The 14,982-nt window shown below is 67.2% G+C and carries 15 protein-coding genes and 2 pseudogenes; 9 read left to right on the forward strand and 8 right to left on the reverse strand.

Annotation, left to right across the window (positions count from 1 at the left end):
- Positions 1-234: 234 nt before the first annotated feature.
- Entirely contained in the window at positions 235-1,008 is a 774-nt protein-coding gene (locus tag ND748_RS05240) for a pirin-like bicupin family protein (protein WP_251744482.1), read from the reverse strand.
- 45 nt (positions 1,009-1,053) lie between these two features.
- On the opposite strand from ND748_RS05240, the gene ND748_RS05245 reads away from it, so the two are divergent.
- Positions 1,054-1,590: a MarR family winged helix-turn-helix transcriptional regulator gene (locus ND748_RS05245; RefSeq protein ID WP_251744484.1), complete on the forward strand. Its 537-nt coding sequence runs from the start codon at positions 1,054-1,056 to the stop codon at positions 1,588-1,590.
- 310 nt (positions 1,591-1,900) lie between these two features.
- Here the strand turns inward: ND748_RS05245 and ND748_RS05250 are convergent, their stop codons facing one another.
- Complete coding sequence (locus tag ND748_RS05250) at positions 1,901-3,379, reverse strand: aldehyde dehydrogenase family protein (RefSeq protein ID WP_251744485.1); 1,479 nt, start codon at positions 3,377-3,379, stop codon at positions 1,901-1,903.
- A 370-nt stretch (positions 3,380-3,749) separates the two neighbouring features.
- Here ND748_RS05250 and ND748_RS05255 point away from each other — a divergent pair, with 370 nt between their 5' ends.
- Both ND748_RS05255 and ND748_RS34940 read left to right on the forward strand, forming a co-directional pair.
- The gene (locus ND748_RS05255; RefSeq protein ID WP_251744487.1) at positions 3,750-4,064 is read left to right on the forward strand and encodes an antibiotic biosynthesis monooxygenase; all 315 of its coding nucleotides are present in this window, start codon (positions 3,750-3,752) and stop codon (positions 4,062-4,064) included.
- A gap of 108 nt (positions 4,065-4,172) precedes the next feature.
- Positions 4,173-4,288, forward strand: a pseudogene (locus ND748_RS34940) (IS5/IS1182 family transposase); the annotation flags it as partial.
- A 10-nt stretch (positions 4,289-4,298) separates the two neighbouring features.
- On the opposite strand, the gene ND748_RS05265 reads toward ND748_RS34940, so the two are convergent.
- On the reverse strand, positions 4,299-4,889 hold the full coding sequence (locus tag ND748_RS05265) for a hypothetical protein (RefSeq protein ID WP_251744488.1): 591 nt from the start codon (positions 4,887-4,889) through the stop codon (positions 4,299-4,301).
- Positions 4,890-6,678: 1,789 nt separating this feature from the next.
- Here ND748_RS05265 and ND748_RS05270 point away from each other — a divergent pair.
- A complete protein-coding gene (locus ND748_RS05270; protein ID WP_251744490.1) occupies positions 6,679-6,831 on the forward strand; it encodes a hypothetical protein in 153 nt (50 codons plus the stop codon).
- Between the two features lie 766 nt (positions 6,832-7,597).
- On the opposite strand, the gene ND748_RS05275 is transcribed toward ND748_RS05270, so the two are convergent.
- From ND748_RS05275 to ND748_RS05290, 4 genes are all read right to left on the reverse strand, one after another.
- Entirely contained in the window at positions 7,598-8,140 is a 543-nt protein-coding gene (locus tag ND748_RS05275) for a restriction endonuclease (RefSeq protein ID WP_251744492.1), read from the reverse strand.
- Positions 8,141-8,159: 19 nt separating this feature from the next.
- The gene (locus ND748_RS05280; RefSeq protein WP_251744494.1) at positions 8,160-9,083 is read right to left on the reverse strand and encodes a hypothetical protein; all 924 of its coding nucleotides are present in this window, start codon (positions 9,081-9,083) and stop codon (positions 8,160-8,162) included.
- Positions 9,084-9,427: 344 nt separating this feature from the next.
- Entirely contained in the window at positions 9,428-10,102 is a 675-nt protein-coding gene (locus tag ND748_RS05285) for a 2'-5' RNA ligase family protein (RefSeq protein WP_251744496.1), read from the reverse strand.
- Positions 10,103-10,113: 11 nt separating this feature from the next.
- Entirely contained in the window at positions 10,114-11,484 is a 1,371-nt protein-coding gene (locus ND748_RS05290) for a helix-turn-helix transcriptional regulator (RefSeq protein WP_251744497.1), read from the reverse strand.
- 205 nt (positions 11,485-11,689) lie between these two features.
- Here ND748_RS05290 and ND748_RS05295 point away from each other — a divergent pair, with 205 nt between their 5' ends.
- Positions 11,690-11,977 (forward strand): hypothetical protein, encoded by a 288-nt coding sequence (locus tag ND748_RS05295; RefSeq protein WP_251744499.1) that lies wholly within the window; start codon positions 11,690-11,692, stop codon positions 11,975-11,977.
- Between the two features lie 59 nt (positions 11,978-12,036).
- Positions 12,037-12,429: a hypothetical protein gene (locus ND748_RS05300; protein ID WP_251744501.1), complete on the forward strand. Its 393-nt coding sequence runs from the start codon at positions 12,037-12,039 to the stop codon at positions 12,427-12,429.
- Positions 12,430-12,471: 42 nt separating this feature from the next.
- On the opposite strand, the gene ND748_RS05305 is transcribed toward ND748_RS05300, so the two are convergent.
- Positions 12,472-12,897 (reverse strand): helix-turn-helix domain-containing protein, encoded by a 426-nt coding sequence (locus tag ND748_RS05305; protein ID WP_251744502.1) that lies wholly within the window; start codon positions 12,895-12,897, stop codon positions 12,472-12,474.
- Positions 12,898-13,119: 222 nt separating this feature from the next.
- Here ND748_RS05305 and ND748_RS05310 point away from each other — a divergent pair, with 222 nt between their 5' ends.
- The 3 genes and pseudogenes from ND748_RS05310 to ND748_RS05320 all read left to right on the forward strand — a co-directional run.
- Positions 13,120-13,530 (forward strand): plasmid replication, integration and excision activator, encoded by a 411-nt coding sequence (locus ND748_RS05310; protein ID WP_251744504.1) that lies wholly within the window; start codon positions 13,120-13,122, stop codon positions 13,528-13,530.
- On the forward strand, positions 13,527-13,811 hold the full coding sequence (locus ND748_RS05315; RefSeq protein ID WP_251744506.1) for a hypothetical protein: 285 nt from the start codon (positions 13,527-13,529) through the stop codon (positions 13,809-13,811). Before ND748_RS05310 ends, ND748_RS05315 begins: the two co-directional genes overlap by 4 nt.
- A 129-nt stretch (positions 13,812-13,940) precedes the next feature.
- Positions 13,941-14,982: pseudogene (locus ND748_RS05320) on the forward strand (cell division protein FtsK); the annotation flags it as partial.

A 14,982-nucleotide genomic window follows, 5' to 3' on the forward strand; every position in this document is an offset into this window, starting at 1 on the left:
AAGGCGGCCGTTGTGTCGGCCCCTGTCCGTACCGTCAAGTGTCGCACGTTTGCCGGCCGGGCGGCGCGGGGACAGGACGGATTCGCCGGCCGCCAGGTCGATTCAGCCGGGCGGAAAGCCTATTGCCAGCAGGTTGACGAGTTTCCCCATCGCCGTGCTCGCGAGCCGGCTGGGCCGGGCCGGGCTCGCCGGCTCGGCGGCTCGGCGGCTCGTTGGCTCGGCGGCGCGGGGGGCTCAGCGGCTCAGGGCGGCGTGCATCTCCCAGACCAGGACCTCGGCGGGCTTGACGCCCGTGACCCGCTGGGCGCCGACGCCGGTGAACCGGACCGCGTCACCTTCCTGCAGCGGGCCGGCCCCCTCCAGCGTGACTTCGCCGCGGGCGACGAACAGGTGCAGGTAGGGGGCGTCGGGTAGCTCGACGCTCTGCCCGGTGCCGAGTCGGGCGACGTGCAGCGCCGCGTACCGGTTGCGGATCCGGATCGCGCTGGCGCCGTCGTGCCGCGCCATCCCGGAGGCGACCGGGACGAGGCCGCCGCCGAGGAGCTCGCCGTCGATCTCGAGCTGCTCGTAGCCCGGGGTGATGCCCTGCTCGTCGGGCACGACCCACATCTGGACGAAGTGCACCGGCTCGTCGTGCGGCTCACCGCCACCGGCGAGGCGCCACGCGTCGTTCTTCTCCGAGTGCAGGATGCCCCGCCCGGCGCTCATCCGCTGCGCCAGCCCCGGGTAGATGACACCCGAGGTCCCGGTCGAGTCCTGGTGGACCAGCGAGCCGCGCAGCACCCAGGTGACGATCTCCATGTCGCGGTGCGGGTGGGTCTCGAACCCCGCGCCCGCGCGCACCGTGTCGTCGTTGCTGACCAGCAGCAGCCCGTGGTGGGTGTTGGCCGGGTCGTAGTGGTGGCCGAAGGAGAAGGAGTGCTTCGAGTCGAGCCAGTCGATCTTCGTCGCCGGGCGCTCGGCGGCGCGACGGATGGCGACCGTGGGCTGCGGGGTCACGCTGGCCATGATGGACCCTTCCCATCTTCATGACGTGTCATTAAGGTAGATGACATGTCAAGCAGATCTGCGGGCGGCGCATTCCCGGCGGAGCCGGTGCGGTGGCTCGACGAGCGCGAGCAGCGGGTCTGGCGTCGCTACCTGCTCATGACCAGCCAGCTCACCGCGCAGATGAACCGCCAGCTCGCCGCCGACGCGGGGATCTCGCTCGCCGACTACGAGGTCCTCGTCCGCCTCACCGACGTCCCCGCCGGGCGTCTTCGGGTGACCCGGCTCGCCCGCGAGCTGTCCTGGGAGCAGAGCCGGCTGTCCCACCACGTCTCCCGGATGGCGCGCCGCGGCCTGGTCGCCCGGGAGGAGTGCGCCGACGACGGCCGCGGCGCCCTGGTGGCGCTGACCGAGCAGGGCCGGGCCGCGATCGAGCGCGCCGCCCCGGCACACGTTGCCTTCGTCCGCGCCAGCGTCTTCGACGCCCTCACCGACGCCCAGGTGGACGCCCTCGACGCCATCCTCGGCTCGGTCCTGTCGGGCCTCCTGCCCGACGAGCCCCGGCGGACCGAGGCTCACCGGAATCCGTGGGAGAACCGCTGAGTGCCGGGCTGATCCGTCATCTGCAGACCGGGCGGTAGGGCAGCTCGTCGACAGGGCAGGAGGGCCACGCGTCGACAGATCCCACAAGGTCACCGTGTCGTTGCCAGTGCTGACGGCCAGGGACCCGGTGCTCCACGACGGGATGACCGAACATCATCGAAGTGGCACGGCGGCGGTCGTCGCCAGCTTGTGAGCCAGGGTGTGCCTGTCGATGCCCGAGGTCGCGGAGACGATGTGGTTGCCGCCGGTGTAGACGCGGGCGCCGAGCCCTCGGTGGCCGAGCGCTGCGCCGCCATCAGCCGGTAGCCGGTCAGCCGGTTGCCATCGGCCAGAGCATCGCCTTGTGCTGCAGGAACTCCTCCAGGCCCCACTTCCCCCACTCCCGGCCGATGCCGCTGGACTTGTAGCCCCCGAACGGGGCGTGGGGGGTCAGGCCGGGGCTGCCGCCGTTGAGGGACACCATGCCGGTGCGCAGCCGGGCGCCGATGCGGTAGGCCCGGACGGGATCGCCCGACCAGACGCCGCCGGCCAGGCCGTAGTCGCTCTGGTTGGCCAGCCGGACCGCCTCGTCGTCGGTGCGGAAGGGGATGACGACGTTGACCGGGCCGAAGAATTCCCGTTGCGCGATCGCCATCGTGTTGTCGACATCGACGAAGACCGTCGGTTCGAGGAAGAAGCCCTTGTCAAGGTGCGCCGGCCGACCCCCGCCATGCACGATCTGGGCGCCCTCGTCCACGCCGACACGGATGAGGTCCTCGACGCGCCGGCGCTGGGCCGCGCTGATCAGCGGACCCATCGTCACCGCCGGGTCGGCCGGGTCGCCCATGGTCACCTGGTCGAGCGCGATCTTGAGCCGGGCGACGAGTTCGTCGTGCAGGGACTCGTGCACCAGGGTCCGGGTGAGGTTGGCGCAGCCCTGGCCGCAGGTCACCGTGATGGCCATCAGCACGCTGGGGATCACCTTGTCGAGGTCGGCGTCCTCGCAGACGATGTTCGCCGACTTGCCGCCGAGTTCGAGGACGACCTTCTTCAGCGTCGGGGAGGCCTGACCCATGATCAGCCGTCCCACGGCGTCCGAGCCGGTGAAGCTCACCAGGTCGACCGCAGGGTGGGAGGTCAGCAGCGCGCCGACCTCCGGGGAGCCGGTGACGACGTTCAGGACGCCGGCGGGCAGGCCCGCCTCCTCGGCGATCTCGGCCAGCAGGAAGGCCGACAGCGGGGTGTTCGGGGACGGTTTGAGAATGGTCGTACATCCCGCGGCCAGCGCAGGCGCCAGCTTGAAAAGAGCGAGGAAGAACGGCGCGTTGTAGGGAGTGATGATGGAGGCGACCCCGTAGGGCTCACGGAGCACCACTCCCTGCCCGACGCCGAAGTCATTCACCTGCGGCGGAATGGCCTGCTCGAACTCGTACGACGGGAGCACCCGATCCGCCATGTCCTCCCAGTGCTCCAACGGAATCTCGACGAAGATGGACTCCGCCAGCAGCCGGGCGCGACCGACCTCGGCGATGTCCAGGGCCACGATCTCGTCCTGCCGTCGACGCATGATCTCGGCCATTCGTCGTAAGACGGCTGCCCGCTCGCGGGGCGAACTGCGCGGCCACGGCCCCTCGTCGAACGCCACGCGGGCGGCGGCGATGGCCCGCCGGACGTCGTCCTCGCCGGCCTCTGGAACCACGCCGATCACCTCTTCGGTGGCCGGGTTGATGGCCTCCAGCGTGTCCGACCGCAGCGGCGCGACCCACTTGCCCCCGAGGTAAAGATCCGGATAACGCCTGATGCTGCTCATGAGGTCGTCCCTTCGAGGTCGTCGACTCGGCATGGTCGGGCCGGCATGGTCGGGCCGGCGGCTTGGCACGGGACGACCGCGGTGGAAGAGGCCCCCGTCGCATCCGACGACTCCGCTCCGAGGCGGATTGGTGTCGCACTTCTCCCGCGGAAGCGGTCAGGGAGAGTGTGATCTGCACTACGTCGACCGTCAACGGCCGTTCAGTCGACGAGGCGTCGGTTCAAGACGTTGAACATCTGTGCAGTCCTTCGACCCCGCCGCGGCTGCGTGAGCATCCACGCCGGCGCCGCACCACCGAGAAACGCGGCGCGTCCCGGTCGACGTCGCCGTGCCCTGCAACGGCTCCCGGGATGGGGCCTACGCTGAACGGGTGACCGTTGTGAAGATCAATGCCATCGAGGTTCCCGAGGGCGCCGGCCCCGAGCTGGAGAAGCGCTTCGCCAACCGCCTGCATGCGGTGGACGGCCAGCCCGGCTTCGTCTCGTTCGAGCTGCTGCGCCCGGTGAAGGGCGACGACCGGTACTTCGTCGTGACCCACTGGGACAGCGAGGAGTCCTTCCAGGCCTGGCTCACCGGCCCGGCCATGGAGGCGCACTCCGGCGAGCGCGCACGTCCAGTGGCCTCCGGCTCGTCCCTGCTGGAGTTCGAAGTCGTCCAACGCTCGGTAGCGGGCGGCTCTGCGTAGCGCCGACCAGCGCATCGCCCAGGGGCTGGTCGACCGAAGACCAGCTTCAAGAGGCCCCGCGACCCGGTGAGTGGTGGCGAACACCGCCGAGCTAACTTGCCGAGCGAAACTGTCGCCCACGACTATCTGCACGAGGCCACGCCGTGCTCGCCGCTCAGGCTCCCGCCTTACAGGGCGCCCTGCTGGTCGCGAAAGCTGCCGGGCACGGCCATGTCTCGGTCGACAGCCGCCATGTCACCGGACAGCCTCGTTGACGATGGTCGTGAGGGCAAGGCCCCCCCAGCCTCGGACGACTGGTTCCGCCTGCGCATTGACAACGACGTTGTTCCGGCGACCTGAAGCGTATTTTCGAGCGGTGTAGCGGACCGTGCGGTAACGTCCGCCCTCCCGTGACAGCTCGGTTACGTTACCGGTTCCGTAGGTGTCGACCAGTTGCCGGTAGGCGACGGCGCCTCCCTGGTCGGCCATCCGGACCCAGGAGACCGCGATCAGGACTACGTCGCCCTTTCGGTCTCGGCCCTGGAATTGCGCGCGATAAAGATCGGCACATGGCTGCCGGTGGAAGAATTCCAGCACTTTTCCATAGGAATGCTCGGAGCAGTGGGCGCCGTCGTGTTGCAGCTGGCCACTGGCCTGAAGGCCCTTACGCGCCAGGCGTACCTCGATTGAACGCAGGTCGTTGATGGTGACCTCGCCTTCAGTGCACTGCCGGGGCTGGCCACAGCTACGAGCCGACTGCGCCTGCGCCGGCGAGCGCGCCACCGAGGCCCCTCCACCTGCCGAGACGGCGGTGCTCGCGCCGCCAACCGCAAGGGTCACAGTCACCGCGATCGTGGCAGTGAAGGAGATCCGGGAAGATCCCTGACCTCGGCGCCAGTATCCACGAACCCTGTTCCCACCCCGTTCATGAGGGGAACCCAGATTCTCCGGGCCATTTTTTCGATTCCTCCTGGATCGATGAAAGGAGCGGATGTAAAGACAGTTGGTCCCGCGCGTCGAGATGACTCGAATGGACGGTGTGCCTGGCCGTGGCGGGGTCCGTATCCGTGTCAGCCGATCAGGACGCGGGCGACGACTCCAGCCGTGGCCGTCGCCATACACACACAGATTCCGTAGATGATCAGCGCGTTCTCGAACGTCACGCGTATCGGTGCACCGGGCAGCTCCGGCAGGCTTTCCGAAGTTGACCGACGCCGGCTGGCTAGGCGAAGCGCAGCCCGTAGTGGGGAGCGGGGATGTCGTGGACCGAGGACGGCCCACAGGTCGCGCGTCTTCTTCTCCCGGTGGCTGCCGCATCCAGCCATCCTGCCGTTGACCAATGCCTCACACGTGAGGTCAGCGGTAGGCCACGTCCGGTACGCCCTGCATATAGTTGGCCACGCCAGCAATCGCACGGTCAGCACGGCCGCTAGGTAAAGCGGAACCACGAACCATGCAACGGACAGGGTTAGCCAGGCCACGACCGGCACGCTGCCCGTTCCGCCCACGAGTATCTTTCGCCGCTTCTGGCGGCGCGTCGCCACAGCCATCGTCCCCCATCGCTTCCTGCTCTGCGTCTGATAGCTCTGCCGGCATCATCGGCGCGACAGTAGAAGCCAGAATCAAACGCTGGCCATAGATAGCACCAAAAATTCTGGGTGTCTTTCCAGCGCGCTGCCGATACAGCGCCTGCGATCCCCGACCCGCTTCTGCGGCTACTGAATATTAACCAAGGCTCAGCATGCGCCAACGCTCGCCCAACGCTTGGGCGATGGCGGGCGTCGAAGGGAATCGCCTGGTCAGGATCCTGGAATGGTGATCACTTCGAGGGGTATGGCGAATTTCGCCAGGAAGTGTCGTGTAGCCGACAGATTTCTGTCATGATCTATAGAAATCATTGACATCCTCTGCACGTCTGGTTCTCCGGGGCCGGATCAGACCCGGTGTTCGCCGACGGACCGTGTGCGCGCGAGCAACGGCGGCGGCTCGGCGCATTCGGCGGCTGCCGACGGCACGTCTCGTTGCTACGGTTTTCCCTTGCGGGCCGCCGCGAGCGATCTTTTCGCGCGTGGTCACGGCTGTTCTTCTGGCTCGTGCTGGCATCGCGGGCAACCGCTGTCTCGGTCCGACTCATTTGCGGTGGTTTGCGACGCCCGCATCCTTCGAGACGGCCGGGGGCGCCGGGATCTGGGGTTGGCTGCAGTGGGCGAGGCAGACCAAACCGCTGCGGTAGGGTTTCCGGGCGCGCCATTGCTAAATGCAGGGAAGACGGCCCGATTCGGGCGATTCCCACCTGAATGATCCGCTGCCGCCTAGTTCGGTTCTCCCGGCCGCGCTCGGCGATTCCGACGCTGCCGGCCCCCACCCCGCCAGTGCTGTCGGCGACGTTGCTCGCCCTGGCCGCCTATCCTCGGGTGCGGTCGGCTGATGGCGAGGTTGTCCGGCGACGGCGGTGGGCCGTGCTGTGAGGGCAGGTCCCCCCGGACCTGCCCGTCGGCGGCTTGCGTCTCCAGACCCCGGCGGGACTGGGTCGGGAAGAGCTCGCTGCCGAGGGGCCTGCTGCGTGGACCGACCCCGGCAGTGTGCATGGGGGCCGTCGCCGATGTCGGCTTTGGTGCCGGATCGGGCGCGGTGGATGACGTCCGGGGAGCAGGAGGCGTACAAGGCCGGCTACGCCGAGGCGCTGAGCGCGGTGCGGTTGCTTCTGAGCCGTCTCGCCGGGGTCGACTCGAAGCCGGGGGCGGGTGATGCTTCGGCTGCGTCGTCAGATGTGGCGCCGCCGGGCTGAGTAGCGGTAACTGGCAGGAAGGCACCGAGAATGAACGACGCGGCGCGTACCTGCGGCTGCCGGTCTGGCTGGCTGAAGCACTCCGGCGGACCGGCCGGAGTGGCTGAAATGCCTGGTGGGAGCGGGTGCGCCGTCAGGGACTTGAACCCCGAACCCGCGGATTAAGAGTAGCGGGCGGTTCATCCGTAGACGTCCCTGGAGGTCCGCTCTGCCGGCTCGACCTGGGTATGGGCTCCGTCCGTGTCCACGCTCGTCCGCCGGTGTCCGCGGGCTTGGGTACAGAGTTTGGGTACACCTACTCGGCTCGTGTGGGCTGATGACCGACGCGAGGCGCGAGCCGCGTCCGTCCCGCCGATGATCAGTAGAGATCTTGATGTTGCTGCCAATGCTTTCGACGGGTGACCACAGAAAGTCTCGCCGCTGGCAGGGTGGACGGGTCGGGCTGTCCGCTGCAACTGGCTCTGTCTCTCGGCCGCCCGCTGGCGTGCCCCTGAGCGCTTTTCTGCCCCCTGGCGTGCGCGACGGCGAGTATCGGCCGGATCACCGCACCATGGCTGGATCACTCAATTCCGTAAGTTCGGCGAACCGGCCGGGGACTATGAGATCTTCGTGCACTCATTTATAGCCATCCGCTAACAACCGCCGGTGCAGAACATGCGCCCGTCCGGCCTATGCGGATAGCCGCTACTATTCATAGTTCTGGCTGCCTACGAGCGAGTTCCCTAAGTGCCGCTGGTCGCCGAACCTGCCCGCAGTTTACTGGAGGTCAACTCCAGAACTTGGACCATTCTCCAGCCTCCAAGAACCTCCTGAATGCATCTCGGTCGAGTTCTTCGATCCACTGTGGAGCGGACTCCTGAGCTAGGAGGTCGGCCGGGTAGCCAGGAACTCCACGCTGGTTTGTGACAACCTCCGGAGTCTCCAACGATACCGCGAGAACGAATGGGCTGCTTGCACAAACCGCCCTGGTCACAGCATTGTCGGTGAATCCCGAATGCGAGTAGATAATTCCTCGATCGGCTTTCAGGTCTAGAAGTTTTCCAACGAACTGATCTACGATGCCCGTGTCGATCTTCCTTTGATGCCTCTTGCATTCGACAGCAATTGATATTTGGATTCCCGCGACAGTTCCCTGCGCCCAAACGTCAACCTGCCGCAAGCTCTTGCTGAGATGGCCGTGAATCTTCTGGTTGTGAGATACCTCGGCGGTTGAGTCTAAGGATTTGATAAGGCTTGCAATCGAATGTTCGTAGCGCAGCCAGGGCTCGGCAATCGTTTCTTGCTTCTCTGTCCGGAAATTCAATTCCATGGGATGATCTGGCTAGTTGCTAGACGAAGACCGCAAGTGGGATTACCTGAACCGCCGGAGCTTCGATCACAAGTCTTGTGTTCCCAAAATCAATACCCGAATCCTGGCCGGTCTGGAAAGAGGAGATGATGCCTTGGGTGCCGTCTCCCCCGAATGCCCCAAATACTGTTCGGCGAGCGAGGTTTATCGATCCGGATGTGGCGAGCACGGCAGCGGCTTTGCCGATTACAGTAAACTGGCCGCCAAGTAGAAGCTCTTCGGCGTGTTGCGGAAGAAATTCGCGGGTGAGAGTTACTACCGCCTGGACGCCACTATCCGAGCGGAGGAGTAGGTCGACAACTCGACCCTTTTCGACATCTTTTTTCATCGATCGAAACATCATCAGATACTCGGTGCTGAATTCTTGTCGCATTTGTCGTAGCTCTGCGGGAACCTGCTGGTTGGAGCGATTGCGCCGTTGCCCCCCTCCTGTCGGCGCTTCATCGTCTAGATCTAGACCAAGGAATCCAACAAAGGCGGAGATCAAATCAACCAATCGCTCCAGAGGGTTGCCAAGCATCTCCCCCCTTATCTCGAACAAGTCATGCGGTCGGAGTTCTGTGAGTTCCGAGGAACTTTCGATGATCTGGAGGCGGTGGCTCTCATGAAGTGAATGACGTAGCAGGTTGAAGAGCGAGGCTTCTGTGTGCTTCCTGATGACCTTACTCTCCGTGCCCTCTTCACCTGTCGATCGCTGCTTCAACCTTCCACTTAGGTCGAATCCTAGACCAAATAGCCCTGCTATTCCTGGCAATTTTGCCGATCCAGATCCTTCGCCTTCACGCTCTCTGGTGGAGACGGCCTTCTCGGTTATCTCGCTTTCATAACTGACTCCGTCTTTGAGTGCAGCCAGGAAGCTAACCATCATTGGCACATCAAGGTAGATGGGATGGATCAGTTCCATCGGATCCGCCGCTGATTCTGATCTCGCCATCTCGCTTACCCCTGTTATTCGCGCTCCGATCGATGATCGGGAGCCTACTCCCGTCCCCAGATCGCGTGCCGACTGGGCGTTCTCTTCTCGGTCAGGGCGCTGGGTGTCCTACTCGTACCAGCGGTAAGCGAGGGTGGCTGCGACGCGCCGGCGAGCATGGCCCGCCAGGGCCACGCGCAGCCGTCGCGCGGCGGCTGCGGGACATTTTCCTTGATCCTAAAACGAGGGATTCGGCAGCGTGCGGCGGTTGTTGGACATGCGGTCAGCCGGCGGGGGTGCATGCCGGTCGGCGTGGTCTTGGCCCTCGTCGTGGTTCATGCGGTGAAGTCGATGTGGTGGCGGATGTCCCAGCGGTAGGCGTGGCGGTCTCGGCGGAGTTCGAGGAGGTCGACGCTGGCCACCGGCAGCCTGATCGATGGGCGCTGCCGTAGCTTGGTCAGTCGTCCGATGACTTCGGCGGCTGGTGGGGTGGCGTTGCAGTAGGTGACGCTGATGTGGGGCTTGAACCGTGCCGGCTCGTCAGGCACTCGGTCGGGGCCGAGGACGGTGCTGATGGCGGCGCGTAGTCGTGTCCTGAGTTCGGCAACGGGTGCCCAGGGGGCGGCGCGGAGGAAGGTCCCGCCGGGGTAGGCGGCGATCGGTCCGGCGGTGAGGGTGAACGGTTCGATGCCGGCGCACTGCTCGTCCGCGGCTTTCCCGAGGGCGGCGACCTGGTCGGGGGGCATCTCGTCGGCGAACGCGACTCCTTGCACGGTCATGTGCAGGCCGTCGACGGGCACGGGGTCGAGGTAGTCCAGGTCGGCAAGCTCGCGTTGAAACCCGGCCACATGGTCGGTGAGGGCCTGGTTGTGGAAGATGAGGTACCAGGTCAGGTAGTGCCGGTCGGGTCGCCATCCGGGACGCCACCACCAGTGGTCGGCCATCCGCTCGGTGCGGCGGAAGGTCTCCCAGTCGTCGGCGTCGGCCTGCTGCTCGAGGGTGAGTGGCACGGCCCAACAGGCTATGCCGTGGGCATCCGCCACGCCTTGACCGCGTCCGCGATGTTTGCGATCTCCGGAACGGCATGCCAGGGGGCGGCGGTGGTCAGGAAGTCCTTGGCCCGGCGGGCGACGACTTCGGAGCGCAGGTCCGCGCCGACGGCCAATGCCTGGCTGACGAGTGCTCCGGCCCGGTCGGGTTCGGGGGATGGTCCGGCGAGGTAGGTCAGGCTGGCGTCGACGAGGGTCAGGGCGTGGCTGGCGGTGGACTCGGCGGCGGCGAAGATGGGGATTGCCTGGTCGGTGAACTCCCGGGCGCGTTCGTGGGCTCCGGCGGCGAGGTAGGCCGAGGCGGCGTTGCCGGCGATGCGGGAGGCGGTGAACGGGTCGAACGACAGGAAGTAGCCGACCGGATCGGCATCGTGGATCTTTGCGTGGGCGGTGAGGGCCCGGCCTACGGCTTCGTCGACTCCGGCGGCGTCACCGAGCTTGCCCAGGGTGCGGGCCTCGCCGCTGATCGCCAGGCGGATGGAGGCGGGGCCGCCGCGGGCGTAGCGCTGCCCGTCGCGGGCAAGGTCGAGGGCTTCGCGGTACCGGCCGCCGTAGTAGGCGATGAAACTTTGGGTTCCGCGGACCCAGGCGGCGAGGTCGCCGTGTCCGGCAGCCTTGGCCAGACTCATGGCCTCGTTGCAGTAAGCGCGGGCCACCAGCTCGTTGCCCAGATCGAACGCGAGGTAGCCGAGTAGGCCAGACAGTTTTCCGCCGACCAGGTAGAGATGCCGGCGCTGGGCGGGGTGCTGGTGTCCGGCCATGAGTTCGGCAACCCACCGGCGCTGCTTCAACGCGATCGGGTAGACCGTGGCCGCGTCGCTGGTCTCGTACCGGCGGCCGACGACCTCGACGCTCGCTTCCAACTGCTCCAAGGAGGCGTCATCGACGTTGGACGCGGCGAAGAGCTGCATCCGCCGGGTGACCTCGTCCAGCTCCTCATCGATCGCCCACGCGGCGACCCCGACCGCGGCGAGGACCTTCCGCCGGTCCGGCCCAGCGTCGGCGGCCACTACCGTGACGGCTGATTCCGGAGCGCCTTCGGCCGGCTGGTCCGCGGGGGATGAGGCGGCGGCGAGGCCGAGGCGCTCGCGGGGGATGTCGAGTCCTTCGGCGAACTTCTCGTAGGTCTCGATGCTGGAGACCTGGCGCTTGCCGTTGAGGATGAGACTGATCGTCGGCTGCGGCACCCCGGTCATGGTCGCGATCTGGGGTTGGGAAGCGCCGGTCCACCGCTTGTAGATCGTCAGCACGGTGCGCATGTCGCGGTCGGCGAGGGCGGCGGCCATGTCGGGCCGGTCCCACAGTCCGGTCGGCGCGGTGGGCAGAGGGCGGCGTCGGGTCATGGGCGGTGGCTCCCGTCAGACGACGAATCGGCGCTGTGGTGATGTGCGCACCGTCCGCCAGTGTATCTACCCTCGGTATTCAGCCGCATATCTATTCGGAGTCGGCTGTCGGCGTCAGCGTACGTCCCGGCTGTTGTCCCGTTTCCCACGCCGAGCGCGGGACGGCGGGCGCGGTGGTCTTGGACGACGCGACGGGAAGGACGACATGACGCCAGTAGACGACGACTCGACAAGGACGACAGACCGGCGAAGTGGGCTGCTGTTCGGCGCGGTGCGCTTCGAGCCCGGGGGAAACGGGCTGATCCGGGAAGCGGTGGTCGCCTTCCGATCGGCGGCCGATGCCGACCGCTACGCGACCGAGCACGGGTGGGCCGAGCATCAGGTGTGCCCGCTGCGGTTCCTGGTCGGTGCCCCGCCGGCCGACAACGGCTGGATGGTGCACAACGGGGCGTTGGAACATCTGCCGGTTCGTCGCCAGCGGCGGGTCCGGTGAACGTTTCGCCCGCCGAAGCGCCTGAGCGGCATGGTGGTGTGCCTTCCGCCGCGGTGACGATGGTGCCGTGGGGTCCCGGCGAGTGGGCGCTGTCGGTGCGGCCCGGGTCGACGGCGGCGGACCTGTACCGGGCGCTCGCCGAGATGCCGGCGGGGGTGGAGTTCATCGCCGCGTTCGGCGACGTCGATACCGTGCTGGTCTATCGCCTGCCAGGTGAGGCGCCGTCCCGCCGGGAGCTGGTGACCCTGCGCGGTTCGGTGCTCGACGTTCCGGACGCGGAACCGAACCGGTCGCGGTGGATGACGACGGGGGAACGGCAGGCGTTCCGTGCCGGATACCGCGAAGCCCTCGACACCGTGCGCCTGTACATCAGCCGCCTCGCCGAGGGCGCTCCCACAGACGACGGCGAACCTTCCCCCGACCCCGACCCGGTGCCTCCGGCTGACGCCTGACCGGGCGGGCCCCGTGAGGCTGGGCCGGATCGGACAGTGGAGCTATCCCGCTGTCCGGTCCGGCCCTTCGGCGTACCCGGCGGGCTGGTCCCGGCCGCCGTCGCCCCCCGCGGTCGGGACTCGCAGGTGTGCGCCGAGGTCGGCGACGTGGCGTTCGATCCGCAGCAGCACCTCAAGGATCTGCCGATCGATCGGCAGGGGCGGGGCGGTCACGTCGCGCGGCGGCTCACCGAGGAGAACGGCCAACAGATGGTCGTCGGGCCATCCGAGGGCGCGGGCGATGGCTATGAGGGTCGTGTCATGCGCCCGGCGGCGGTTCGTCCCGCGCTGAAGCTCGCGCAAGGTGGCCACGGACACCCCGGAGGCGGCGGCAAGGGCCTGCTGGGTGATCCGGCGCTCTTGCATACGGGCGTTGATGGCCTGGCCGACCGCCGGCCAGTCCTCGCCCGTCGCGGCGTCACGCAGCATCTCGACTCAACACCTCCCATCGCTTGTCGATCGTCAAACGATAGCGGTCGGTGAGTGCTGTCCGGAAGGTCGCCGCAACGCTGAGCGCATTTCTATATCGGCACGTTATCCCCACCCGTATATGCGCTTGGCGAGCGCTCGGCGAGCGGAGCATTGTGGGTTCTGCCCGACAGCGGCCGGAGCATCGGCGGCGGGGTCGACATCTATGGAGGTTGATCGTTCATGGCGTTGCCGTCGCGTATTCTGGTGCGTTTCGAGGACGTGTTCCCGGCGGGTGCGTTTGTGCTGGGGGTGGAGGCGTCGAACGACTACGACAAGGTGAAGGCGAACCTGCCGGACGTGCAGGCACGGGACAAGGACACCGGCGAGCGGGTGTGGGTCGTGCGAGTACTGGACGCGGACCCGGCGGCCCGGCAGGCCGAGGTGAAGGTGAAGATCACGGGTGAGGTGCAGCCGGTTCCGCCGGAGGTGATGCCGGGGACGCCGTTTCGGCCGGTGCTGTTCGAGGGTTTGACGGTGACGCCGTGGGTGGACACCAACGGGTCGCGTCCGCGGCAGGGTTTCGCGTTTCGGGCGGCGGCGATGGTGGCCGTGGGCCAGTCGGGCCGGCGCGCGTCGGCGGTGGCGGCATGAGCGGCGAGGAACGCGAGCCGTCGTTGTCGGTGGGTCTGTCTGTCGGCGGTGACTGGCGGGTGACCTGCCACACCTACCCGGACCGTGGCCCGATCCTGGCCGTCGATGCCGCCGGGATGTCGCTGGTCGTCTCGGCGAAGCAGGACACCCCGAACACTGATCAGATCAACTTCGCCTACGCGCTGCTGGCCGGAGTGAACGACTACCTCAACGCCTGCGAGACCCGCCAGTTCGAGGCGGAGGAATCAGCAGACCCGGCGACGGAGAAACGCGCCGCATAGCACTACCACTCTCTTTTTCCGGCCGGCGGCCCAGAGGGTTCCCATAATTCAGGCCCGCCTGCCGCGCTTCCTTGCTTCCTTCCCTTCTCTCCTGTCGTTTCGTGCGCTCGAAATCAGGTGGTATTTGTCATGTCCAGAATCAGGGGTGACCGGCCGGCGCCGCGCATTCCGACCCGTGCGGACAAGGTGCGGGTGCCGTTGTGGATGCTGCTGCTGGCCGTCGCGGGTAAGGGCCTGTGGCTGGCGGTCCGCTGGTGCTTCCGGCACCGGGTCGCGGTCACGGTCGTGGTCGGGCTGCTGCTGTTCGTTCACCGGTTCGGCCCGGTGGGTCTGGCGGCGCTGGACGGCGGGTTGGTCGTGGTGGTGCTGGTCTGGGCGCGGCTGCACCCGCGGTCGTGCGCCTGGCTGGGCCGCTGGCTGTGGGGCCGGACGCGGCTGGCGTTCATCTACCGCTGGCGGTGGCGAGCGGCGATGGTCCACACCGACCTTGCCATCCGCATGCCGACCTCGAACGCCGATCAGGTGACGTTCGACGAGTACTTCCCGCGTATCCGCACGATCCGTTCCACCCGTGCCGTGGACGTGCTGCGGGTGGAACTGCTGCCCGGTCAGACCCCCGAACAATGGGCGGAGCAGGGCGAGGCGCTGCGGCACATCTTCCGGGCCCGGCGCTGCCAGGTGCAGGCCGAGACGTTCCGCTTTGTCCGGCTGCACTTCCACCACCGTGACACCCTCACCCGTCCCGTCACCCCGGCCCGGCTCGACGGGATGAGCAGCGGTCCGGGCGATGCCGACCCTGACCCGGTCGGCGTCGACCCGGACCGCGCACCCGTCCACACCGCTTACGCCCGGCTCGTCGCCGGACTGTCCGCCATCCTGGTGGGCCGCTGTGAGGACGGATCGCCCTGGACGCTGCCGGTGCGTGGGACGCATGTCCTCGTCGCCGGTGCCACCGGCGCAGGTAAGGGCTCGGTGCTGTGGTCGACGTTGCGGGGCCTCGGCCCGGCGGTGCGGGCGGGGCTGGTGGAGCTGTGGGTGTGCGATCCGAAGGGTGGGATGGAACTCGCCTTCGGCCGGGCGATGTTCACCCGCTTGAGCCTGTCACGATTTTCGTGTAAGCCGGAGATGAACAGCCTACGTGTGGTTTCTCGTGGTGTGCCTGGTCAGGCTA

It is taken from the genome of Frankia sp. AiPs1 (assembly GCF_023716945.1).
GTDB lineage: Bacteria > Actinomycetota > Actinomycetes > Frankiales > Frankiaceae > Frankia.